Genomic DNA, 23,795 nt, shown 5'->3' with positions numbered 1-23,795 from the left:
TGGATGCACCCGACCTTCAGGCCGAGGCGGAAAATACCGATTGGGGATTGGTGATCAGCATTTGGTCGATCGCCTGCTGATCGACACCGTGACGCTTCAGTCGCGGCAGGAAATGCTTGAGAATGTAGCCATAGCCGAAGCCGCCATAGCGGGTCAGCATGATCTTGAGAAAGACGTCCTGGGACAGAAGCAGCCGATCGGCGAAGCCCAGGTCTATGATCGCCCTGATCGCCCTGGCGTTCTCCTCGTCCGATGGCGATTGCGCATCCTGATCGGCGTAATAATAATCCATGCCGATCATGTCGTATTCCAGGAAGGCACCGCGTTCAGCGAGGCTCTTTTGATAATGAAGATCATTATGGCTGGGATTCATGTGGCAGAGCACAGTGTGACGCAGGTCCGCGCCTTCGTCCTCGACCACATCAAGGACGCGATGGGCAAGGCGTTCCCATCCCGGCAAATGGATGGATAGAGGCAGGCCAGTCAACCGCGAGGCTCGCGCCGATGCCCTCAAGGATTTTTGCTCCTCGGCTGTAAAGTCCTTGCTGACGCCGACCTCACCGATGATGCCTGCCATGATATCTGGCTGGGTTTCGCCACCGCCGACGTCGTTGACGATGAAGGCGGTGACCTCGTCCAGATCCATGTCCTTCAACCACTCCGGATGCGTATGCTCCAGGTAGAAGCCGGTCCCCATGATGATCTTCAGACCGGACATGCGGGCGATGCGGGCCAATTGTTCGGCATCGCGCCCTATGCCAAAGTTGGTGGTTTCAACCACGGTATGGCCGCCAAGCTTCTGGAAGCGGGAAAGTTCGGCTAGCGCCAGATCCCGATCATCCAGCGAGACGTTGTCGCGGTTCATATAGGGGTTCATCCGCAACTCGCCGATGATCTCTATTCCAACCGGCTGTTCGGCGATCGCCTTTTCGTCTGGATGGCAAGGGCACTTCCATGAGGTCGCTCCGTCAAGGAAGATGTGCTCATGCATGAGTGTTACACCCATGTCCGCGACCGGAATTGGGCCGAGCACGGTCATTGCGCATCCGGTATGAACGCCAATGGCGTGCCGCGTTCTGGCCCCCTCGGCAAAGAGATGATCCATCATGCTCAGCGGCCTCTTATCGCGCCTTTGAAAAGGCGGAAGTTCAACCAGATTGCCACGAGGATGATGACCCCGGTGACGATCGGCGTGAAGAAGGGCGACATGTGCGAGAGGATCAGGCCGTTGGCGATGACGGCAACCGTCAGTGCGCCGAGCACCGTTCCGACCACTGAACCGCGCCCGCCGAACAGGCTCGTACCGCCCAGTACAACCGCGGCGATGACATCGAGCTCGAAGCCTTGCCCGGCATTTGAGGAGCCGGACCCCAGGCGCGCGGCAAGAATGATGCCGGCGACGGAGGCTGCCACGCCCGATATCACATAGACGAATAGGGTGACTCGCCGCGTGTTGACGCCTGAGCGGCGCACCGCCTCGGCATTGGCGCCGATGCCGGTGACGTATCGCCCGAACGGCGTTTCGTTGAAGGCGATATAGGCCGCGATAAGGGCGACGATCGCGATCATCGCGGGGGCAGGGATGCCAAAGAACCAGGCCTGGCCAATCGCGGTGAACGGGCTCTGCGGATCGACAGGAATCGAGTAGCCACCGGTGATAAGCAGCGCCAGCCCCCTGATGACCGATAGTCCGGCCAGCGTGACGATGAAGGCGGGGATCCGCTCATAGGCGATGAAATATCCTTGGATTAATCCGGTCGCCGCGCCAAGAAGCATCATCAAAACAACGACAATCGGCCACGCGATTCCTGCCTGCAGGCAGGCGGCCGAAAGCGTTGCTGCAAGGGCCAATACGGATCCAACCGAAAGATCGATACCGCCTGTCGTGATGACGAAGGTCATGGCCGCCGCCACGATCAACAAGGGGGCGGATTGTCTGACCACGTTCAAGAGATTGGGAGCGGTCAGAAAGACGTTTGTAAAGAGGGAGAAGAAAATGCAGACCGCGATGAAAAACAGGGCGATCGAAACGATACCGCCATTGACTATCGCCTTATCGTAGAGGCGAGCCTTCCGCAGCCGAGACGACGTGCTGGTTTGGGCGTGAGAGGATGTCATGGTCATATGGAAGCGCCTCGCTCGGTATGTTGGCCGGCCGAGCGCGCGGAGAACTTGCGACCGACGATCAGGTTGACGACTTCTTCGATATTCGTTTCGGCGATAAGGCGCTCGGCGACGTTTTGCCCCTCATACATCACCTGGATGCGATCGCAGACGAGGAAGAGATCCTGCAGCCGATGCGTGATCAGAATGACGCTGACGCCCCGGGCGCTGACCGTGCGGATGAGCTCCAGCACCGCCTCGACCTCGGCAACTGCCAGGGCCGCCGTCGGCTCGTCCATGATCAGGACCGAAGGATTGAATGACGCCGCACGTCCGATCGCGATGGACTGGCGTTGCCCGCCTGAGAGATTCTCGACCTTTAGATGCGTGTCCGGAATGACGATGCCGAGCCCTTCCAGCATATGGCGCGCCCGTTCATGCATGGTCTTCTTGTCGAGGATTGGAATGCCCGCAAGCTTCCATTTCGGTTCACGCCCCAGAAAGAGATTTCCCGCCACGTCGACGGTGTCGCAAAGGGAGAGGTCTTGGTAGACCATCTCGACATGCGCGGCACGCGCATCAGCGGGCGAGGCAAAGGAAACTGGTTTTCCGTCGATCTCGATCGTCCCCGAATCCGGGATGACCGCGCCCGAAAGCACTTTGCTCAGGGTCGATTTGCCGGCGCCGTTGTCGCCGACAAGGCCGAGGACCTCGCCCGGCTTCAAGGTCAGCGATACATTGTCCAATGATTGCATCGTGCCATAGCGTTTGGAAATGCCGGTCATCCTGACGCGGTAGGTATCAGCGTTTGTCATATCAATGCTGCCTTGCGGAAATGGCCTTAGCCATGATGCCACAACGTCACGGCCGATGCGATCGGCCATGACGTGACGAGATGCGGGGAGTTATTTGAACATGCCCCGGAACTTGTCGACATTTTCCTTGGTGACGATGGTGACAGGCACATTGATGATCGGATCGATCTTCTCGCCCTTTTTCACCTTGACGAGCGCTTCGACGGCCGCCTTGCCTTCGCCGGCTGGATCCTGCTGGATAACGGCCGTCACCCAACCCTGATCGATGCCCTCGATCGCTTGCTTGGTCAGATCCCAGCCGAAGACCTTCACGTTACCTGTTTTGCCCTGGCTGGTGACAGCCGCAACGGCGCCGAGGAGTGCCGGCTCGCCGGTCGCATACAGCGTCGTCATGTCGGGATTGGCGGTGATGAGATTTTCCGCCGCGCTGAGGGCGACATCCTGGACGTTCTGACCGTCCACGGTATCGAGGAAATCGACCTTCTGGCCGCCAGCCTTTACCGCCGCCTTGAATCCATCAAGACGCTGGTTCTGGATGAAGGAATTGAGCGCGCCGACCACGCCGACCTTGGCGCTGCCGCCCATCTTGTCCTTGACGTAATCGGAATAGAACTTGCCGATCTGCTCACCCGCCTTGGTATTGTCGACACCCACGAAGGCGATGTTGTCGCCGTTCGGAATCTGGGCATCGATAGCGATGACCGGAATGCCGGCCTTCTTGGCGGCGGTGATTGCAGGCTTCACTCCGTTGACGTCGATGGCGACCAATATGATGCCGTCGACCTTCTGGGTGATGTAGTTCTCGATGGCGTCATTTTGCGCGCTGGGCACGTTGTTGGCGTTGAATATGACGAGATCGGCGCCGGCTTTCTTTGCCGCCTCCTTGGCGCCGTCATTGATCTGGTTGAAGAAGAGAGCCTGCTGGTTGATCGTCACGAGAGCCAGCGTATTCGCCATCGCGGCGCCGGCACCGCAGGCAAGTGCCACGGTCGCGCCAATCGCGCAACCGAACAGGTATTTCTTGAGATGCATGATCGTTCCCCATGTTTTTGGATTGCAAGGGGAGTATTCAAGTAACTTGAATGATTGTCAAGTTACTTGAATTTGTGGCTTTGAAGATGATCGCAGGTTCGCTTTCAGGACGGTGGCGGCGCTAGAAGGTCGCCGGTGTATTGACCCAGAAGATGCTTGCGCGATCCGCTCCCACATTGCGATACCAATGGGGCAGCTCGGAATTGAAGACGAAGCTGTCGCCGATGGAAAGCCGGAATGTCCGTTCCCCGACCATCAGTTCGATCTCGCCGGCAAGAACGTATCCAACCTCTTCGCCGACATGCTGGATCGGCCCGGCACTTTGGCCGCCAGCCTCAATGTGGTGGATGTTGCATTGAAGCAGATGGCCTTGCGAATAGGGGATTATCCGTTCGAGAGAGATGCCTTCCCCTCTGCGCAATGGGTCGAGTCCAATCAAAGGCCTTGTCCCGGAACGGAAGACGATGCCCTCTTCACCGTCGGCCTCCTCGAACATCCAGCCAATATTCGTACCCAGAACACCGACAAGCCTATGCAACATCGGTAACGAGGGCGAAGCCTTGCCGTTTTCAATTTTCGACAAAAGGCTTTCAGAGCAATCCGCGGCCAGGGCGAGAGCCTTAAGGGTCAAGCCCCGGGTTTGCCTGGCGAGCCTTAGACGGCCTCCAAGCCGCGCCGGATTGGTCAGTATCTTTTCCTCGTTGTCTTCTCCCGATTTCCCGGGGGATCCAATCATGTTCATGTTTCTGGTGTCGCCGTTACAAAGCCAAAGCTTAACGCCACCCCTCCGCATCTGTCTAGCTATCACGAGCGCCAGTGACATGGGCGCCAGGGCGACTTCTCCACCAGCGCCTGTTTCACAGGGAAAGCTGATTGTCGTCCTGAATTCCGTTATGCGGTCCTCTCGTCGACCTGCGGCGACGTTGCCGGAGATTATTCGCGGACATCGCGTGGATGGGTCCGCAACATTCAGTGTCCGCCGATCGACGGGCTGAACACCATGAGGCTCAGAATCTCGAAGAGCACCTGGGCTCCGGCATGTGCTGTGTTGGTCGTTGCGTCATATTGCGGTGCGACCTCGACGACGTCGCCGCCCACGAGGTTCACGCCCTTCAGCCCGCGGATCAGCTCTAGAACTTCGCGCGTCGTCAATCCGCCGATCTCGGGCGTGCCCGTGCCCGGCGCGAAGCTCGGATCGAGGCTGTCGATGTCGAAGGAGAGATAGGTCGGGCCGTCGCCGACGATGGATTTGGCCTTGGCGATGACGGCTTCCATCCCCATTCCGCTGAGGTCCTCGGCGTGGATCACGGTCATTCCCGATTTATAGGAGAATTCCCATAGGTATTCCGCTGAACCGCGTATGCCGATCTGGATTGTCCTTGTCGGATCGAGCACGCCGTCCAGCACGGCATTGCGGAACGGTCCCCCGTGATGAAATTTCGTCTGATCGAAGGCACCGCTGGTGTCGCAATGCGCATCGATATGAATGAGACCGACTGGCTGATTCCGGCCGACAGCCTTCAAGATCGGGTGGGTAATGGAGTGGTCACCTCCGACCGATAACGGCACGACGCCCGCATCGACGATCTGGCCGATACGCTTCTCGATATCGTCGTGGCTGGGTTCCAGCCGGTAGCGGCTCTGGAACGGCACGTCGCCAATGTCGGCGACGCGAAGATCGAAGACCGGCGCCGTTCCCAGAACGTGGTTGTAAGGACCGATCCTTTCGATGGCGCGAAGGGCACGCGGTCCGAAGCGGGAGCCGGGGCGATTGGTGACGCCAAGATCCATCGGGATTCCCGTTATCGCGACCTGAAGATTGCCGAAGTCAGGCTCGTCGGCCGCGACCTGCATGTAGGGCGCGCTGAGGAAAGTCGGCACACCGGCATATGGCGCCAGTCTCGTACCGCTCTTGGAGATGATTTTCTCCGCCACTTTGCGAAACTTCTCGTCGAATATCTCGCCGCCATTGGCGTCTGAAAATTCCGCGCGCAGCTGTTCGAGCCGCATCTTGTCCCACACCATGCGCATGCGTCTCCGCTTGAGGTTCGTCCCGCTCAACAAAGAGGTTGAGAAAACAATTGGTATCGTTGTAGCAATCGGTATCAAAGAGAAATCGATATGACCGCTGCAAAATCCAATTCGCTCGTTGCCCGCCTCTCGCCTCCGCCCATTCCTTCCGTCGTCGCCTGGGGACGCGAATACAAGGGATCGAAGGGGCCACTCATCGATCTGTCGCAGGCTGTGCCCGGCTATCCCGCACACCCGGAGATGCTGCGGCTTCTCGGCGAGACGGCGGCACAACAGGCGATGACAGGATACGGGCCGATCGAGGGCGAGCCTTTGCTGCGCCAGGCCTATGCCGCCCATGTCGCGGAGCTCTATGGCGCTGACATATCTGCCGGCAATATCCATATCACGGCCGGCTGCAATCAGGCGTTCATGTGCACGGCGATTGCGCTAGCGGGCGCGGGCGATACGGTAGCGCTCACCAATCCTTTCTATTTCAATCACGACACGACGTTGTCGATGCTGGGGATCGGGCGCCGACTGGTCGAGTGCGATCCTGCAACCGGCTTTCTTCCCGATCTCGGCTCTGCCGAAGCCGCGCTTGCGGCCGGCGCGAAGATGCTTGCCGTCGTCACGCCCAACAATCCGACCGGAGCAGTCTATCCGCCTCAGCTGCTTCACGAGCTTTTCTCGCTGTGCCGAAAATACGGCGCCTGGCTGGTCGTCGACGAAACCTATCGCGACTTCCTGGCCGAAGATTACGGAAGGCCGCACGCCCTGCTGTCGGAGCCGGGCTGGGAGGATACGCTTGTCCTTCTCTACAGCTTCTCGAAATCCTTCTGCATTCCCGGCCATCGGCTAGGCGCCGTCACGGCAGGCCCCGGGCTCGTTGCTGAGATCGCGAAAGTCATGGACAATATGCAAATCTGCGCCCCGCGTTCGGCTCAGATCGCGGTTGCATCGGCTTTGCCTGTCCTTGCCGATTGGCGGGCCGGCAACAGGCTGGAAATCGCTCGCCGGGCCGATGCCTTGAGATCGGCGTTTTCCGGGCTGGTGGGTTGGGAGATTGCGGCGATCGGCGCCTATTTCGCCTTTGTTCGCCATCCCTTCGAGGGCCGATCGTCGTCCGAGGTTGCCGAAGAACTCGCGAGGGAACGCGGTGTCGTCTGCATACCAGGCGCATATTTCGGCGAGGGCCAGGAGCGCTACCTTAGGCTTGCCTTTGCCAATGCCGATGTCACTTCCATCGGACTACTGCCGGATCGGCTCCGCTAGCCGGCGATCAGCAGCAGCCGGCAGGTTATGATAGCCGCCCTGCCAGTAGAGCAGCGGTCTTGCGTCCCGCCGGATTTCCATCGCACGGATGTGCCCGATCAGAATGGCATGGGAGTGATGATGGAATGTGGTTTCGAGCTTGCAGTCGAGGACCGTCAGGGCATTTTCAAGTGCGGCTGCGCCTGTCCTTAGGCGATACCACTCGGCACCCTCGTAGCGGTCGGCGCCCTTGCGTCCGCCAATGCCGGAAAAGGATTGCGCGACGTGCTGCTGGTCGGCCGCAAGCACGTTGACGCAGAAACAGCCGTATCGCTGCAGCGCTGGCCAGGAGGAAGAAGTCCTGTTGACGCTGACGATGACGGAAGGCTGATCCGCCGAAAATGAGGAAACCGACGTCGCGGTGAAGCCGGTACGGTCCTGGCCGTCACCGACCGTGATCACGCTGACCGCGCCGGCCAAATGACGCATCGATAGCCTGAATTCCGTGTCGCTGATCAGAGCGTCGTTACCCATCGGCCTGGCCCTCACGTCTTGGCAAAGCGGTTTGCCGGCATCGAAATGCCGAGGTTTTCGCGCAGGGTCTTGCCCTCATATTCCTCGCGGAACAGCCCGCGGCGGCGAAGCTCCGGCAGCACGACCCGCACGAAATCGTCGAGGCTGGACGGCAGGGTCGGAAACATCAGGATAAAGCCGTCGGCCGCACGCGTTTCGAACCATTCCTCCATGTAGTCGGCGATCTGGGCAGGCGTGCCCGTTATGCCATTCCCGGTGTGCTTCTCCGCATAATGTCGGATCAGCTCGCCAACCGTATGGCCGCTCTTGACGAAATCCACCAGTTCGTCGAACAGGGCACGCGATCCCTTTGGCGCCGCCGGCAGACGGTCCATCGGGAAGGGCTCATCGAGGGCCACGCCGCGCAGGTCCGCCTCCAGGAACTCGGAGAGCATCAGCCGCCCGACATCGGGATGCATCTTGTCGATCAGATAATCCACCTTCGCCTTTGCCTCGGCCTCGGTTTCGCCGACGTTGATGACGATGCCCGGCATGATTTTCAGGTCGTCGCGATCACGCCCATAGGCAGCCATCCGGCCTTTGACATTCTCGTAAAAGGCCTGGTTCCGCTCGATGTTAGAGGCCAGGCTGAAGACGATCTCGGCCGTGCGTGCCGCCATGTCCATACCGGGTTCGGAACCGCCCGCCTGGGCGATGACAGGACGGCCCTGCGGCGTTCGCGCGATATTAAGGGGTCCGCGAACCTGAAAATGCTTGCCCTTGTGGTTGAGCGTGTGGTGCTTGTCCTTGTCGTAGTAGACGCCGGATTCGCGATCGAGAAGGAGCGCGCCCTCCTCGAAGCTGTCCCAAAGGCCGAAGACGACGTCGACGAACTCGTTGCCGCGCTCGTAGCGCAGCGCGTGCGGATCGAGCCCTTCGCGATTGAAGTTGTAGCCGGTTTCGTCGTGGTCAGAGGTGACGACATTCCAGCAGGCGCGGCCCTTGCTCAGATGGTCGATCGAGGAAAACAGACGCGCGACATTGTAGGGCTCATAGTAGCTCGTCGAGACCGTTGCCACGAGCCCGAGATCGTTGGTCGTCACCGCCAGTGCCGAAAGCAGCGAGAGCGGCTCGAAGCGGTTCATCTTGGTCGGGATGCGGGCGAGGGCATTGGGATCGCCGACGGCGGCCGCCGGAGAATCGGCCATGAACATGAAGTCGAATTTGGCCGCTTCGGATCGCTTGGCGACATCGAGCAGATGCGCGAAGTCGTTGGCGCCGTTGACATCGCTTGCCGGATGTAGCCAGGAGGCCGGATGAAAGCCGAACGTATAGACGAAAGTTCCGAGTTTCATCTTATCGGTCCGCGCCATCGAATTTTCCCTTTATATCGGCCACGCCGTCCCGTTGACGGCGAATGTACAAATTATCGCCAGGCGCAAAATTTCATCAATATCGCGGAGCTGAGTTCCGTTTTAGTTTTTCTAAAATGTCGAGGTCGGTGCCGACATGAGGGCTTGCTGGCGAGAAATGGTGAGAAGCCAATCGCGGAACTGGCGTCCGTGGGGTTTTTCCAAGGCCGCCCTATCCCAGGCGAGAAAATAGCTTTCGCGCAAGGGAATGCGTATGTCGATGGGAATGACCAGCGTCTGCGCCTCGAGTTCATCAGCAATCATCGACATCTGCGCGAGAACCACGCCGCGCTTGTTGACGGCGGCATCAATTGCGCTGCTCGACAGGGTGAAGGAAAGGCCCGCGGTGGTTTCCTCGAGCGCCGCCCCGGTCTTCGCGGCGAATTCAAGCCAGCTCGGATAGGGCGTGAAATGCCTCTCCCATTCGACATGCAGGAGCGGATATTGAAGAAGTTGCGCCGCAGAAGGCGCCTTGCCCTTGATCAATGCCGGTGAGCAGGCGGGAACCACCCAATCGCGGAACAGCTCCGTATAATGTTCATGCTGCAATACGTCCGATCCGTAACTGATGCGGAAATCGATGTCGTCGAATCCCATGCGCGGTTCCTTGTCGCGGCCGACGATCCTGACATGCGCGTTTGGATGCAGGGCCTGCCAGTCGAAGATTCTCCGCCCAATCCATTTGTTGACGACCGAAGATAGCGCGCTCAGCACAAGCGCATTTTCGTTGCGTGCCCGTTCCAGGACCTGTTCAGCAACCGCGAATTGCTCGAATCCCTTCGATATTTCCTGATGATAGAGCCTTCCCCATTGGGTGAGTTCCACCGTACGACCATTGCGCTCGAGCAAGGTGACGCCGAGAAAGCTCTCGATCTTGCGGATTTGCTGACTGATCGCTCCGGGCGAAACCTTCAGCTCCAAAGCTGCCGCGTTCACGCTGCCGCAACGGCCGACAGCTTCGAAAGCCTGCAAGCCTTTGAGCGGAGCAGTCCTGCCGATGTGTTTCTCCTTCAAGAGGCATCTCCCCGCGACGGTTGATCGGTGACAGCTCTCTCGTTTGGATAAAAGTCGCCGGCAAACTGGAAGCGATCGCCGGGATGGATGAACTCGACATAGGTGACCGTGCGACTGCTCTGCCATGTCTGACGGATGAGCGTCAGACAGGCTTCGCCGCGTTCGGTTTCAAGCAGGCGCGCCGTCGCGGCATCGGCCGAGACGGCACGAATGACATGCCGAGCCTTTGACCAGGGCACCTTTTCCAGCAACCATTTACCGGGTGGGACCGAAGCGAAACTCTCTGTTCTTGCAGATGGCACTACGTCCAGCATGACGATGCGCCGCTCCAACGTATTGGCCTTGCCGTCGACCGCGTGCAAGCAGTGGAGCCGCAGGATTTCCGCCCCCATGGTTTCGCCGAGCCGCATCGCGGTGGCTGCATCGAGCCTCTCGATCTTCCGCATCAGCATCGTGTGGCTATGCTCGTGTCCCGCCAACTCCGCTTCCGTGGAAATATCTTGAATGTCCATCACCGTGCGGTCGATTTGCCGCGAGGCGACGAAGGAACCGAGCTTGCGGCGGCGTATGATCATGCCACGCTCGGCCAGGGTCGAAAGCGCCTTGTTCACGGTCATCCGGGAGCATCGATACGCTTTCAGCAGCTCATGCTCGACGGGTATTCGGTGCCCCGGCGGCCAAATGCCGCTCATGATCTTGCTTTCTATATCCTTCAGAATTCTCTGATGAATTGGGACCAACGCTCGCCTTGCTCCGGCAATGAATTCAGTGTCCGTGGAAACCGCGTCTGCCAAATCCATCGGGCATCATGCGGCATAATTCTTGCGTTCGTTATGTTTTGTATTTGACAGTGTAGGCGAGGCTGTATCTATTTGTATAGACAAAAGGTCATAAAAATCGGCCGGACGGGACAACGCTTGGGGAACCTGAACCTTCCAAAGGAAGGGCACAAAACTGGAGAGAAAGACATGAGGAAGAATTCGCTTCTGAAGGGGTTGGTGGGCGCCGCGCTTTTGTTTGGCGCAACGATTTCGGCCCATGCGGCTGACACGCTTGCCGCCGTCAAGGCCGCCGGCACCCTGAAAGTCGGCACCGAGACGGCCTTTGCCCCCTTCGATTTCATCGATGCAGGCAAGCATGTCGGCTTGAACGTCGACCTCTTCGACGAGATCGGCAAGGAACTGGGCGTGAAGATCGAATGGGTCACGCTGCCATGGGACGGCGTTTTCCCGGCGCTTGAAGCCGGAAAGTTCGACGTCGTTGCCGGCCCGGCGACGATCACCAAGAAGCGCATGGAGCGTTATCGTTTCACACCGCCTCTGGCCGAAGCAACCATCGCGATCCTGAAAAAGGCCGGTGACAAGACGATCAGCAAGCCGGAAGATATCGCCGGCAAGAAGATCGGCGTTGGCAAGGCAACCGCGCAGCTCGATCAGCTGAAGGAGTTTTCTGACACCCTGCCGACGAAAGCCGATATCCGCGAATACCCGGCCTTTACCGAATCCTATGCCGACCTCGCAGCCGGCCGTATCGCCGGCGTTGCCAACTCGCTGCCGAATATTGCATTCGTCGCCAAACAGCGTGAAGGCACGTTCGAAGTCGTGCTGCCGCCCTTCGGCAAGAAGTCCTATTTCGGCTTCATCGGCTTGAAGGATGCCGATCACGCACCGTTGATGGACGCCATCGATGCAGCCATGTTGAAGATCAAGGCTGACGGCCGCATGGCGACGCTGCAGAAGAAGTGGTTCGGCGCAAGCTTCGACACGCCTGACGCCGTCAAGGACCCGGCATTCTGATCAGCCCTCGGAAATCGGCCGTGCCCGCTTTGCTGCCGGGCACGGCTGATGAGCGAGATCCCAGCTTCCTGGTCACCACGCGGGCGAACACTTAACAATGTCCATCGAGCTCTTTGGATTGCTTCTGCAGGCATCCATCTACACGGTGACGATCAGCTTTGTGTCGATCCTTATCGGTTTTGCAATTGCGATCCTGATTTCGGGAATGTTGCTGACGGGGCGTAGCCTCTTCGTGCGACCTGCCCAGTTTTTCATCAGCTTTTTCCGCGGCGTGCCGCTGCTGGTGCAATTGCTGCTGATCTATAATCTGCTTCCGGCTATCGGCCTCAACGTGCCGAGCATCGTTGCCGCCATCATCGGCCTGTCGCTCTGCACGGCCGCATACCAGGCAGAGAACCTGCGGGGCGGCTTTGCCAGCGTGCCGCTGGGCCTAGTGGAGTCGGCGGAAATGGTCGGGCTGACACCACGCCAGATATTCCGCCGCATCAAGGTTCCGATCGCGCTGCGTCTCACATTCCCAGCTCTCGTCAATGAGGCGATCCTTATCCTGAAGGCGTCGTCGCTGGTCTCCGTTGTCGGCATCGTCGAACTCACCCGCATGGCCCAGGATCTTGCCGGCAGCACCTTCCTGCCGCTGCAGATCTTCGCGGCCGCTGGCCTCATCTATCTCGTGATCAACTGGGTGGTCGCACTTGCCGGCGGCTTGATCGAAAGCAGATTGCCGGGGGTAGCGCGATGACCTTTGATATCAACGTCCTCATCGGCCAATGGCCTGCCATCCTCAGCGGTGCCGGCGTCACGATCATGATCTGGATCGTGGGCACCATCGCTGCTGCCATTATCGGCTTCCTGATGGCGGTCGCCCGGCAATATGGCGGCGTGGTTGTCGACAAGGTGCTTGGTGCCGTCGTGGCGGTGCTGCGCGGCACGCCATTTCTTATCCAGATTTTCCTCGTCTATTATGGCGGGCCGTTCGTTGGCCTCGAGCTCGATCCCGTGCCGGCGGGACTGATCGGCATTTCGATCTATGGCGCGGCCTATTTCAGCGAAATCTTCCGTTCCGGATTTCGCGCCGTGCCGAAAGGCCATATCGAGGCTGGCGAATGCGTCGGCTTGGCGCGCGGGCAGATCATAAGGCGCATTCTCCTGCCGGAGATGACGATGCTGGTGCTGCCGCCCTGCGTGAACATGACCGTCATCCTGATGAAGGAGACGGCGGTCCTCTCCATCATCACCGTGCCGGAATTGACGGCGACGCTCAGTGCGATCGGATCGCAGCAATATGCCTTCGTCGAGGCGCTGTCCGCCCTGGCGCTCTTCTACTGGGTGCTCGTCGAAGTCACCGGCTGGCTTGGCAACCTTGCCGAAACGAAACTTTCCAGATTCAGGTTTTTCAACGCATGAGCGTCCCCGCTATAGAAGTCAGGAATCTCATCAAGACATTCGGAGAGACCACGGTCCTTCACGGTATCGATCTTGCCATCGAGCCGGGGCAGGTCTCCTGCCTCATCGGTCCATCCGGCTCGGGCAAAAGCACGCTTTTACGATGCATGGCTTTCCTTGAAGAGGCGACGCGCGGGACGATCTCCATCAACGGCGAGGTCCTCGGCTTCACCGAGGATGCCCAAGGACGGCGTGAACGTGTCTCGGCGACTACCAATCGTTCGATCCGCGCCCAGATCGGCATGGTGTTCCAGCAATTCAATCTCTGGCCGCATATGACGGCGCTCGGCAATGTCAGCGAGGCCTTGAAGACGGTTCACAAGATGAGCCGTAAGCAGGCCGAGGATGCGGCCATGGCGCAACTCGTCAAGGTCGGGCTCGAGGCGAGAGCAGGGCATTATCCCTCGCAGCTTTCCGGCGGACAACAGCAACGCGTGGCGATCGCCCGCGCCCTCGCTTTGAAGCCGAAGATCATGCTGTTCGATGAACCGACCTCATCCCTCGATCCGGAACTGACCGGTGAAGTCCTGAACGTCATGCGCGACCTGGCGGCCGAGGGCATGACGATGGTCGTCGTTTCGCACGAAATCGGCTTCGCCGCGACCGTCGGTCAGCAGATCATCTTTCTCGATCACGGCAAGGTGCTGTTTAGCGGGCCACCTCAGGAGGTCTTCAAGAAGCCGAGAAATCCTCGCCTTGAGCAATTCCTCGATACCTATCTCGACCGGGGCGCGTCGATGTTGCTCTGATGTTGCCTCGAGCACGGCTTGAGTCGGGCCGGATTATTGCTCCGGCGGACGTGTTTGGGGCCGGCGGCTCGCAGCAGATCATGAGGTATTGGCGAAGCCGAAATCAATTCGGCTTGGTGAATGGTGCATGTGATCATATCTTCTCCCATCCTATAAGCTGCGGATATGTTGCGTGGATTCGGACCCTGCCGCTGCGCTGCCATCCTCGAAGTGTCGTGCGCCATTTCCTCAACAAGCCCCGATATGGGCGCGAGTACCTTCCGCCTGCTGACATTATCTTCCCCCGGACCATTGTTGGCATGAAAGGAGGAAGAAACTCCGCTGAACGATGTTCCAGGGACCCGACCAGTAAGAATCCGGCTGCGGTGCGGTCTCGAGCGCACCTTCGAAGGCGTCTGTGACGCCCTGACTTCTCAAAAATGAATGGCCGCTGGGGAACCGGGAACCTTCTGTATCCTGATCGGTTGGTGTCACCGCGCAGTTGAGGAGATGCGGTTATGGAGGCGCAACGTCGTTTCGAACGACAATGGCCAGTGAGGGGTGCTGTGTCGACAGTAGACAGCGCTGGGGAATGTGGGGCGACGAACTGCCCGAGGAAGAAACGAGCGAGCGCTTTTTGCCAATCTATTGCGAACGGAAGTGAAAGCATCTTCGTCTGAAGGGCGAGCGATGCTCCTTCATGAGTGGGTTGTTTAAATGAAAGTTGCTCGATTGGAGGGAACAAGCAAGTCGTTCGATGGTTGGTCTTGGTATCGCCGGGAGGGACAATTTATTTCCGCCTGATGCGTGGAGAACAAATTGATGACGTTTGCAGCCGAGCCGGCCGGCGCGTTTAGCCATCCCCGGATTTACTATATAAATCCGTTGCTCCTAACTGGACGAGACCAATGGAATGAAGCCTTTGATCATGCAAGCGCTCTCGGTTTCGATATTGTACTTTCCGCTCCGCCCTTCCTCGACAGGAGACGTGCCGGTCTTCGTTCCATGGAGAATTACACGCGATCGGACGCAGAGGCCAAACTTGAAGATGAAGTGAAGGAGGGTCTCTTCGCCCTGGCAAAAGATGCGCGCGAGCGGGGTGTGGCATTTATGCTCGATCTCGCGATAAAGCCGTGCAACGCAGAAACAGGCGTCTCGACCCCTCTCGACCCACGGCGGTCGCCGAGCTCTCCATCTCAGCCCCGCGCGCCATATTCGAGCGAGGTGACCGGCGAATGGGAAACCCGCCTCGCAGACTTCGCGTCCTGCGGGATCATGGGGTATCGGGTCATTGGTCTTGACAGCCTGCCCGCTGATGGTTTGCGACGATTGATGGCAAGCGCGAGGATCGCGGATCCGGAAACGAGATTCTTTGCCTATACCCCGGGAACTGACTTCGCTTTTCGATTAGAATTGCAAGACTGTGGGTTCGACGGAGCCTTTTCGTCGCTTGCTTGGTGGGATCTGCGCGAAGGCTGGTTCCTTGAAGAGTATCGCCTGCAGCTGCCTTTCGGGCCACAGATCACCTTTCCGGAAGCGCCGTTTGGAAGGCGCATCGCCCATGGCAGCGAAAGCAGGGAAATCCGCGAGCGAAAATCACGCCGCGCTCTCCATCTCGCGGCCGAGCTCGGCGATGGATTGCTTGTGCCCATGGGATTCGAATTCGGCGCCACCTTGCCGCTCGATCCCACATATGGGCATGGAGAGGGTTTGCGTGTCCTCAAGGCCGAGGGAGCTTACGATATCTCGGCCGATATACGCGACCTGAATTCCGTTCCACGCGCGTCCACTCGATGGATGTTTCTTCAATGTGAAACAGCGAGCCAAGTCACGGTGATCGCGCAGGCTGATCGATCCACATTGCGGGATGCAACGCGTACGCGGCTACTCGCGGTCAACAGAGATCTGCGTCGTACCGCGGAACTGCCTGACGACATCATGCATCGCTTGGCCTTGCCTTTCCTGCCCGTCGAGGCGGTGGCTGGTAGCCGGAGAATCGCTCCAGGCGAGGTGCGCGCCGTCACAACGGAGATCCGCCCTCTGGTTTCGGCTGACGAAGGGGAACTGTCCCTCGCTGAAGCGACGGCCTCTCCGCGCATCGCCATCGAACTTGTTACCCCGCAGGTCGATGATGGACGTTTCGCGGTCAAGCGCATCGTCGGCGACACGCTGATCGCCGAGGCGGACATCTTTGCCGATGGCCACGATCTGCTGTCGGCCGCCCTCCTTTATCGCGCCCGGGACGAGCTTGAGTGGCGTCGAACGAGAATGGTCCTTTCCGAAAACGATCGATGGCGGGGCTCCTTCCTGCTCGATCGCATCGGGCGCTTCGAATTCATGGTCGAGGCCTGGAAAAATCCCTTCGCCATCTTCCGCAACGAGCTTCTCAAGAAGAGCGAAGCGAGGCTCGATCTGCGGCTGGAACTGATCGAAGGTGAGGAGTTGATCCGCGATGCTGCTGCCGATGACGGAATATCGATGAGGCGAGGGGACCGGGCGGAACTCGCGACGCTGCTTGCCGAGCTCGAAAGGCGTGACGGGCCAGGCAAGCTTGAATTGCTGCTTGCCACACGAACAAACGAACTCATGGCGCTCGCCGACCGCCGCCCCTTTACCTCGCACTCGCGAACTTATGGTGTGGAAGCGGAGCGCCGCGAAGCGGCCTTTGCGAGCTGGTATCAGATCTTTCCCCGTTCGCAGAGCGGTGACCCCAATCGCCACGGCACTTTTGAGGACGTCATCGCACGCTTGCCGGCCATCCGCGATATGGGCTTTGACGTGCTCTATTTCCCGCCGATCCACCCGATCGGCCACACCAACCGCAAGGGCCGCAACAATTCTCTCATCGCCGCTCCAGCCGACCCCGGCAGTCCTTACGCGATTGGTTCGGAGGACGGCGGGCATGAGGCGATCCATCCCCTCCTTGGCGGATTCGATGACTTCGAGCATCTGATTACGGAAGCCAGGCGGCTCGGATTGGAGATCGCACTCGATCTAGCGATTCAAGCCTCCCCCGACCACCCGTGGCTAAAGGAACATCCGGGCTGGTTCGACTGGCGGCCCGACGGCACGATCCGTTATGCGGAAAATCCGCCGAAGAAATACGAAGATATCGTCAATGTCGATTTCTACGCGCCGGAGGCGGTGCCAGCACTTTGGGCCGAACTGCGCGACATCGTCGAAATGTGGATCGAGGAAGGCGTGGAAATTTTCCGCGTCGACAATCCTCATACCAAGCCTTTTCCCTTCTGGGAGTGGATGATCGGCGATATCCGCGCGCGTCATCCGCAGGTTGTGTTCCTTTCGGAAGCCTTCACAAGGCCGAAGGTGATGTACCGGCTGGCGAAGGTCGGCTTCTCCCAGTCCTACACCTACTTCACCTGGCGCAACACAAGAGCGGAGCTGCAGGAATATCTGACCGAGCTTACTCGAGGTGAGGTGAGGGAATTCTTTCGCCCGCATTTCTTTGTCAACACGCACGACATCAACCCGGACTTCCTGCAGAACGCACCGCGCTCTGCCTACCTCATCCGGGCCGCGCTGGCCGCCACACTGTCCGGCCTTTGGGGCGTCTATAACGGCTTCGAGCTTTGCGAAGGACGTCCGGATGCCAAGCGCAAGGAATATGCCGATAGTGAAAAATACGAGATCCGCGCCTGGGATTACGACCGCCCGGGTAACATCAAGGCGGAGATCTCGATGCTCAATCGCATTCGCAAGGATAATTCAGCGTTGCATTCGCATCTCGGCCTGACTTTCCTGCCCTCCTCGAACCCCAACGTCATGTTTTTCGAGAAGGCAAGCGTCGGGCGCCACAACGTTCTGCTTGTGGCCGTGACGCTCAATCCGCACGCGATAGAGGAAAGCAATGTCGAATTTCCGCTCTGGCGGTTCGGCCTGGCAGACGATGGCACACTCGCTTTCGAGGATCTCGTCAGCGGGCAAAGATTCAGCCGTACGGGCAAGTGGCAGATGATTAGGCTCGATCCCGCCGATTTGCCGTTTGCCATCTGGCGCGTCAGGGCAGGGGAGGTCTGAGATGGACACTGTTCACATGGCCGAGGGCGACAAACTTGCCGACGACCCGCTATGGTATAAGGATGCGATCATCTACCAGCTGCACATCAAGTCGTTTTACGATGCCAATGGCGATGGCATCGGCGACTTCGAGGGCCTGTACCAGAAGCTCGACTATATAGCCGCACTCGGCGTCAATGCCATTTGGCTCCTGCCGTTCTTTCCCTCCCCCCGGCGCGATGACGGCTATGATATCGCAGATTATCGCAACGTCAGCCCGGACTACGGGACGCTCGAGGATTTCCGGAAGTTCGTGGCGGCGGCGCATGAACATAATATCCGCGTCATCATCGAGCTTGTCATCAACCACACGTCGGACCAGCATCCCTGGTTCCAGCGCGCGCGGCAATCGCCTGCCGGAAGCCACGAGCGTGACTTCTACGTCTGGTCGGACACCGACCTGAAATTTCCCGAGACCCGCATCATTTTTCTCGATACGGAAAAGTCGAACTGGACATTCGATCCCGTGGCGGGCGCCTATTATTGGCATCGCTTCTATTCGCACCAGCCCGATCTCAATTTCGATAATCCGCTGGTCATGAAGGAAATTATCGATGTCATGCGCTTCTGGCTTGAGACCGGCATCGACGGCTTCCGGCTCGATGCGATCCCCTATCTTGTCGAGCGCGAGGGCACCAACAACGAAAACCTGCCGGAAACACATCTGATCCTCAAGCAGATCCGCGCGGCGCTTGATGCGACACATTCCGGCGTGCTGCTCCTTGCCGAGGCAAACCAGTGGCCGGAAGACACGCGAGAATATTTTGGCGACGGCGACGAATGCCACATGGCGTTCCATTTCCCCTTGATGCCGCGCATGTACATGGCGATTGCCAAGGAGGATCGCTTCCCGATCACCGATATCATACGTCAAACGCCGGAAATCCCCGAAATCTGCCAATGGGCGATTTTCCTCAGAAATCACGACGAGTTGACGCTCGAAATGGTCACCGATGCTGAACGCGATTATCTGTGGGAGACCTATGCCTCCGATAAGCGCGCCCGCATCAACCTTGGCATCCGACGGCGGCTGGCGCCATTGATGGAACGCGATCGCCGCCGTATCGAGCTCATGAATGCGTTGCTGCTGTCCATGCCGGGAACGCCCATCGTCTATTATGGCGACGAGATAGGCATGGGAGACAATATTTATCTCGGCGACCGGGACGGGGTACGCACCCCTATGCAATGGTCCCCCGATCGCAACGGCGGCTTTTCGCGCGCAGATCCAGCGCGCCTCGTATTGCCGCCGGTTGCCGATCCGCTGTATGGCTTCGAGGCATTGAACGTCGAGGCACAGGTGTCGGACGCGCATTCCCTGTTGAACTGGACACGGCGAATGCTGGCGCTGCGCGGTCGCCACGGCGCCTTCGGGCGGGGTTCGATGCGCTTTCTGGCGCCGGCTAACCGGCGAATTCTCGCCTATTTGCGCGAACATGGTGACGAGGTCATTCTTTGCGTCGCAAACCTGTCACGCGTTCCTCAAGCCGTGGAGCTCGATCTGCAGCAGTTCGAAGGGCGGGTTCCCGTGGAGTTGACGGGCATGTCGCCATTCCCGCCGATCGGACAGCTCACCTACCTGCTCACACTGCCCCCCTATGGTTTTTTCTGGTTCCAGCTCGCTGCCGAGGCCGACGGACCAGCCTGGCGCACGGCACCGCCCGAGCAACTTGTCGATCTGGTGACGATCGTTATCCGGCGCAGCCTCACGGAACTTGCCGAGCTGCCGCATCACGCGGCGGTGTTGAGCAGGGATATCCTGCCGGCCTATCTTGCGAAGCGCCGTTGGTTCGGCGCCAAGGACCAGGCTCTGCAGGAGGCAAGGCTCGTTTCCGCGACGCCGATACCCTTTGCCGACGGTGTCGTGCTCGGAGAGATCGAGGTCGTGCTGCCGGATCATGTGGAAAGCTACCAGTTGCCGCTCGCAGCCGAATGGGACGATACGTCGACCAACGTGCTCGCCCAGCAGCTTTCCCTTGCCCGTATCCGGCAGGGCAGGCGGGTGGGATTCCTGACTGATGGATTTGCTATCGAACTGATGGCGCGTGGCATCCTTCAGGGCCTGTGCGACCGCTCGACGGTCAGCGGACGCACCGGCATGATCGAATTCATCGGCACCGACCGGCTCGATTGCCTGGCCCTGACGGAGGACATGCCGATCCGTTGGCTTTCGGCCGAACAATCCAATAGCTCGTTGCTCGTGGGCGACTTGGCGATGATCAAGCTGATCCGCCATGTCTTCGTCGGCGTCCATCCGGAAGTCGAGATGACGCGCTATCTGACGGAACATAGTTACGAGCATACCGCCCCTCTTCTGGGCGAGGTGGCTCGGACCGACGGCGAAGGTCGCCGATCGACGCTTATCATCGTGCAAGGAGCGATCCGCAATCAGGGCGATGCCTGGAATTGGATGCTGTCCAACCTCCGACGCACCGCCGACGAGATTGTTATCACGGAGTCCGCCGTCGAGGCGGCCGATGAGCAGCTGCAGCCGCTTCTGCATTTTATTTCCATGGTCGGCGAACGCCTCGGAGAATTGCATGTCTTATTGGCGCAACCGACCGACAACGAAGCCTTCGCGCCACGTAGGGCGGATGCTCGCGATATCGCCGGCATTCGTAAAACCGTAACGGGCGAGATCACCTATGCCTTTTCCAAGCTGACCGGCCTCGAAGACAGTGTCGAGCCCGAGATCGCGGAACAGATATCCCTGCTGCTTGCCGAACGCGACAGGATCCTCGAGCTTGCCAGTGCGCTGGCGGACGAGGCGAAAGGCACGTTGTTGACGCGCGCGCATGGCGATTTCCATCTTGGCCAGATCCTGGTGACGGAGGGCGATGCCGTCATCATCGATTTCGAAGGCGAGCCGGCGCGCAATCTCGCCGAGCGTCGCGCCAAGACGAGCCCGTTGCGCGACGCTGCCGGCCTGCTGCGGTCGCTCGACTATCTCTCGGCAACCGCCATGCTCGAAAACGACGCTATTTCGGATCATCATGATGCCCGCCGCCGAGAGGTGATCCGGCGCTTCGCGGAAAATGCGGAACGCATTTTTCTGACATCCTATATCGAGGCATTGGCGGCTTCGCCCGATTTGCCGAAAACGCCCGCCGAGGTGCGGCGGATCATCGATATCTTTCTTCTGGAGAAGGCTGCCTATGAGATCGCTTATGAGGCCCGGAACCGTCCTAAGTGGCTTCCGATCCCGCTGAACGGACTTGCCGCGATCATAGCCCGACTTTCGGAGAGCCGCTCATGAGCGACATCGCCGACATTCTCAGCGGGGTGGATGCGGGTTCGATACATGCCGTGGTGGAGGGACGGCATGGAGATCCTTTTTCGATCCTCGGCATGCACAAAGGTGTGGACGGCCGCTACAGCGTCAGGGCCTATCTTCCGGGAGCCTTGCGTGTTGAAATCCTCGATCGAGACAGTGATCGCGTTCTGGCATTGGCCGATCTCATCCATCCGGCCGGCCTGTTCGGCGCGATGCTTGCCGAACGCAACCGTTATTATCTGAGAATTCAATGGCCCGACGCGGTCCAGGTGACGGCCGACCCCTATAGCTTCGCGCCGCTGCTCGGCGATCTTGATCTCCATCTGATCTCGCAAGGGACGCATTACAACCTGAGCAAGGCTCTCGGCGCCAATCCGATGACGATCGACGATGTCGCGGGCGTGCGTTTTGCGGTCTGGGCGCCGAATGCAAGCCGCGTGTCCGTGGTCGGCGACTTCAACGCCTGGGACGGACGCCGCCATCCGATGAGGCTCCGGCCGCAGGCAGGTGTCTGGGAGATCTTCATTCCGCATATCACGGACGGCGAGCGCTACAAGTTCGAGATTCTCGATCGCTTCGGCAATCCGCTTCCGCAGAAGGCCGATCCGGTCGCACGAGCCGCGGAGCCGGCGCCATCGACGGCGTCCGTGGTGGCTTCGTCCGAGCCTTTCCGCTGGAACGATCATGACTGGATGAACAAGTGCCGAAGCACCGATCATTTCGCCAAGGCGCTTTCGATTTATGAGGTCCATGCCGGCTCTTGGCTGCGCAACATGGAAGATGGCGGCCGCGCGCTGGATTGGATCGAACTCTCGCAGCGGCTCGTTCCCTACGCCCGCGAAATGGGTTTCACCCATATCGAGCTGATGCCGATCATGGAGCATCCTTTCGGAGGATCATGGGGCTATCAGCCACTCGGTCTGTTTGCGCCGACCGGGCGCCATGGCACGCCGGAAGATTTCGCATATTTCGTCGATCGCTGCCACCAGGAAGGGCTCGGTGTCATTCTGGACTGGGTGCCGGCGCATTTTCCGACGGATGTCTGGGGATTGGCGCGTTTTGACGGCACCGCCCTTTATGAGCACGAAGATCCGCGAGAGGGCTTCCATCGCGACTGGAACACGCTGATCTATAATCTTGGCCGTAACGAGGTCAAAGGCTTCCTGATCGCGAGCGCGCTCGAATGGCTTGAGCGCTATCATGTGGACGGATTGCGCGTCGATGCCGTCGCCTCCATGCTCTATCGCGACTATAGCCGCCCGGAAGGCGAATGGATCCCGAACCGTTACGGCGGGCGCGAAAACCTGGAAGCCATCGAATTCTTCAAGCATTTGAATAGCATCGTTCACGAACGCCACCCGCACGCGCTGATGATCGCGGAGGAGTCGACCGCTTTTCCGAACATCACAAAACCCGCCGCGGAAGGCGGGCTCGGCTTCGACATGAAGTGGAATATGGGATGGATGCATGACACGCTCCATTACATGTCCGATGATCCGGTTTATCGAAAGTATCATCATGGCTCGATGACCTTCGGTATGATCTACGCCTACAGCGAACGCTTCATCCTGCCGTTTTCACATGACGAAGTCGTGCATGGAAAGGGTTCCCTGCTCGCCAAGATGCCTGGCGATCCCTCGCAGAAGATGGCCAATCTTCGCGCTCTTTTCGGCTTCATGTGGGGGCACCCGGGTAAGAAGCTTCTCTTTATGGGCGGTGAGATCGGTCAATGGTCGGAATGGAGCCATGACGGTTCCGTCGAATGGGATCTCCTGGATGAACCCTCTCATGCTGGCCTGCAGCGGCTGGTGCGCGATCTCAACCGAATCTACGGGCATTTTCCATGCCTGCAGCATGGCGATACCATGCCGGACGCTTTTGAGTGGGCGGTTGCGGATGATGCCGAACAGTCGGTTTTCGGGATGCTGCGCTTTGATGCTGGACGGCGGCCGGCCATTCTGGTCATTTCGAATTTCACTCCGCTTTCCCGGAGCGGATATAGGGTAGGTGTTCCTTTTGCCGGCCTCTGGCGGCGGATACTCGATACCGATGATTTAGTTTATGGCGGAGCAGGTATGGGCTCTGGTGATCGTCTTAGCGACGATTTTCCCGCGCATGGGCGCCGCCAGTCTCTTCTCGTCGATCTTGCCCCTCTTTCGACAGCGATGTTTCTCTTTGAGGATGGAGAAGCGATGACGGGAGGTGAGCAATCCTGAAGTTCCGCGTCGTGGGAAGTAGTCGATGCCGTCGTGGTTGCGCGTTCAACGGAACGGTCCGGTAGCGAACATCGTCTTTCTTCCAATTTGATCCATCTTTTATTGCAT

General features: G+C 59.1%; 18 protein-coding genes and 1 pseudogene. 9 read left to right on the top strand and 10 right to left on the bottom strand.

Annotation, left to right across the window (positions count from 1 at the left end):
• Positions 1 to 16: 16 nt before the first annotated feature.
• From AC13QY_RS09130 to speB, 6 genes are all read right to left on the bottom strand, one after another.
• Positions 17 to 1,105: a phosphotriesterase family protein gene (locus AC13QY_RS09130; protein ID WP_488493399.1), complete on the bottom strand. Its 1,089-nt coding sequence runs from the start codon at positions 1,103 to 1,105 to the stop codon at positions 17 to 19.
• A 5-nt stretch (positions 1,106 to 1,110) separates the two neighbouring features.
• Positions 1,111 to 2,124 carry an ABC transporter permease gene (locus tag AC13QY_RS09125; RefSeq protein WP_488493325.1) on the bottom strand — a complete coding sequence of 338 codons (1,014 nt, stop codon included), beginning with the start codon at positions 2,122 to 2,124 and terminating at the stop codon, positions 1,111 to 1,113.
• On the bottom strand, positions 2,121 to 2,918 hold the full coding sequence (locus AC13QY_RS09120) for a sugar ABC transporter ATP-binding protein (protein ID WP_113331870.1): 798 nt from the start codon (positions 2,916 to 2,918) through the stop codon (positions 2,121 to 2,123). The genes AC13QY_RS09125 and AC13QY_RS09120 overlap by 4 nt, the downstream gene beginning before the upstream one ends.
• A 90-nt stretch (positions 2,919 to 3,008) precedes the next feature.
• A complete protein-coding gene (locus AC13QY_RS09115) occupies positions 3,009 to 3,950 on the bottom strand; it encodes an ABC transporter substrate-binding protein (protein WP_113396489.1) in 942 nt (313 codons plus the stop codon).
• 121 nt (positions 3,951 to 4,071) lie between these two features.
• Positions 4,072 to 4,686, bottom strand: coding sequence for a cupin domain-containing protein (locus tag AC13QY_RS09110; protein WP_113388679.1), 615 nt, complete (start codon positions 4,684 to 4,686; stop codon positions 4,072 to 4,074).
• A 233-nt stretch (positions 4,687 to 4,919) separates the two neighbouring features.
• Positions 4,920 to 5,975, bottom strand: coding sequence for an agmatinase (speB, locus tag AC13QY_RS09105; RefSeq protein WP_488493324.1), 1,056 nt, complete (start codon positions 5,973 to 5,975; stop codon positions 4,920 to 4,922).
• 96 nt (positions 5,976 to 6,071) lie between these two features.
• On the opposite strand from speB, the gene AC13QY_RS09100 reads away from it, so the two are divergent.
• Positions 6,072 to 7,235 (top strand): aminotransferase, encoded by a 1,164-nt coding sequence (locus AC13QY_RS09100; protein ID WP_488493323.1) that lies wholly within the window; start codon positions 6,072 to 6,074, stop codon positions 7,233 to 7,235.
• On the opposite strand, the gene AC13QY_RS09095 is transcribed toward AC13QY_RS09100, so the two are convergent.
• The 4 genes from AC13QY_RS09095 to hutC all read right to left on the bottom strand — a co-directional run bounded on the left by AC13QY_RS09095 (position 7,212) and on the right by hutC (position 10,893).
• Positions 7,212 to 7,748, bottom strand: a complete 537-nt coding sequence (locus AC13QY_RS09095; protein ID WP_488493322.1) for a flavin reductase family protein — start codon at positions 7,746 to 7,748, stop codon at positions 7,212 to 7,214. The two genes, AC13QY_RS09100 and AC13QY_RS09095, sit on opposite strands and share 24 nt — an antisense overlap.
• An 11-nt stretch (positions 7,749 to 7,759) precedes the next feature.
• Positions 7,760 to 9,100: an LLM class flavin-dependent oxidoreductase gene (locus AC13QY_RS09090; RefSeq protein WP_488493321.1), complete on the bottom strand. Its 1,341-nt coding sequence runs from the start codon at positions 9,098 to 9,100 to the stop codon at positions 7,760 to 7,762.
• 111 nt (positions 9,101 to 9,211) lie between these two features.
• The gene (locus tag AC13QY_RS09085) at positions 9,212 to 10,153 is read right to left on the bottom strand and encodes a LysR family transcriptional regulator (protein WP_488493320.1); all 942 of its coding nucleotides are present in this window, start codon (positions 10,151 to 10,153) and stop codon (positions 9,212 to 9,214) included.
• On the bottom strand, positions 10,150 to 10,893 hold the full coding sequence (hutC, locus tag AC13QY_RS09080) for a histidine utilization transcriptional repressor HutC (protein WP_488493319.1): 744 nt from the start codon (positions 10,891 to 10,893) through the stop codon (positions 10,150 to 10,152). Before hutC ends, AC13QY_RS09085 begins: the two co-directional genes overlap by 4 nt.
• Positions 10,894 to 11,121: 228 nt before the next feature.
• On the opposite strand from hutC, the gene AC13QY_RS09075 reads away from it, so the two are divergent.
• The 8 genes and pseudogenes from AC13QY_RS09075 to glgB all read left to right on the top strand — a co-directional run bounded on the left by AC13QY_RS09075 (position 11,122) and on the right by glgB (position 23,687).
• Positions 11,122 to 11,949 (top strand): transporter substrate-binding domain-containing protein, encoded by an 828-nt coding sequence (locus AC13QY_RS09075; RefSeq protein ID WP_113331814.1) that lies wholly within the window; start codon positions 11,122 to 11,124, stop codon positions 11,947 to 11,949.
• Positions 11,950 to 12,046: 97 nt separating this feature from the next.
• Positions 12,047 to 12,688: an amino acid ABC transporter permease gene (locus tag AC13QY_RS09070; protein WP_069614157.1), complete on the top strand. Its 642-nt coding sequence runs from the start codon at positions 12,047 to 12,049 to the stop codon at positions 12,686 to 12,688.
• Positions 12,685 to 13,353 (top strand): amino acid ABC transporter permease, encoded by a 669-nt coding sequence (locus tag AC13QY_RS09065; protein ID WP_488493318.1) that lies wholly within the window; start codon positions 12,685 to 12,687, stop codon positions 13,351 to 13,353. The genes AC13QY_RS09070 and AC13QY_RS09065 overlap by 4 nt, the downstream gene beginning before the upstream one ends.
• On the top strand, positions 13,350 to 14,141 hold the full coding sequence (locus AC13QY_RS09060; protein ID WP_069614159.1) for an amino acid ABC transporter ATP-binding protein: 792 nt from the start codon (positions 13,350 to 13,352) through the stop codon (positions 14,139 to 14,141). Before AC13QY_RS09065 ends, AC13QY_RS09060 begins: the two co-directional genes overlap by 4 nt.
• Positions 14,142 to 14,462: 321 nt before the next feature.
• Positions 14,463 to 14,586: pseudogene (locus AC13QY_RS09055) on the top strand (DUF982 domain-containing protein); the annotation flags it as partial.
• Between the two features lie 356 nt (positions 14,587 to 14,942).
• A complete protein-coding gene (locus AC13QY_RS09050; protein ID WP_488493317.1) occupies positions 14,943 to 18,158 on the top strand; it encodes an alpha-1,4-glucan--maltose-1-phosphate maltosyltransferase in 3,216 nt (1,071 codons plus the stop codon).
• A gap of 1 nt (position 18,159) precedes the next feature.
• Positions 18,160 to 21,453: a maltose alpha-D-glucosyltransferase gene (treS, locus tag AC13QY_RS09045; protein ID WP_488493316.1), complete on the top strand. Its 3,294-nt coding sequence runs from the start codon at positions 18,160 to 18,162 to the stop codon at positions 21,451 to 21,453.
• Entirely contained in the window at positions 21,450 to 23,687 is a 2,238-nt protein-coding gene (glgB, locus tag AC13QY_RS09040) for a 1,4-alpha-glucan branching protein GlgB (RefSeq protein WP_488493315.1), read from the top strand. The genes treS and glgB overlap by 4 nt, the downstream gene beginning before the upstream one ends.
• Positions 23,688 to 23,795: the final 108 nt, after the last annotated feature.

It is taken from the genome of Martinezella sp. CNPSo 3795 (assembly GCF_057784475.1).
This window is presented reverse-complemented; position numbering and strand designations above follow the sequence as displayed.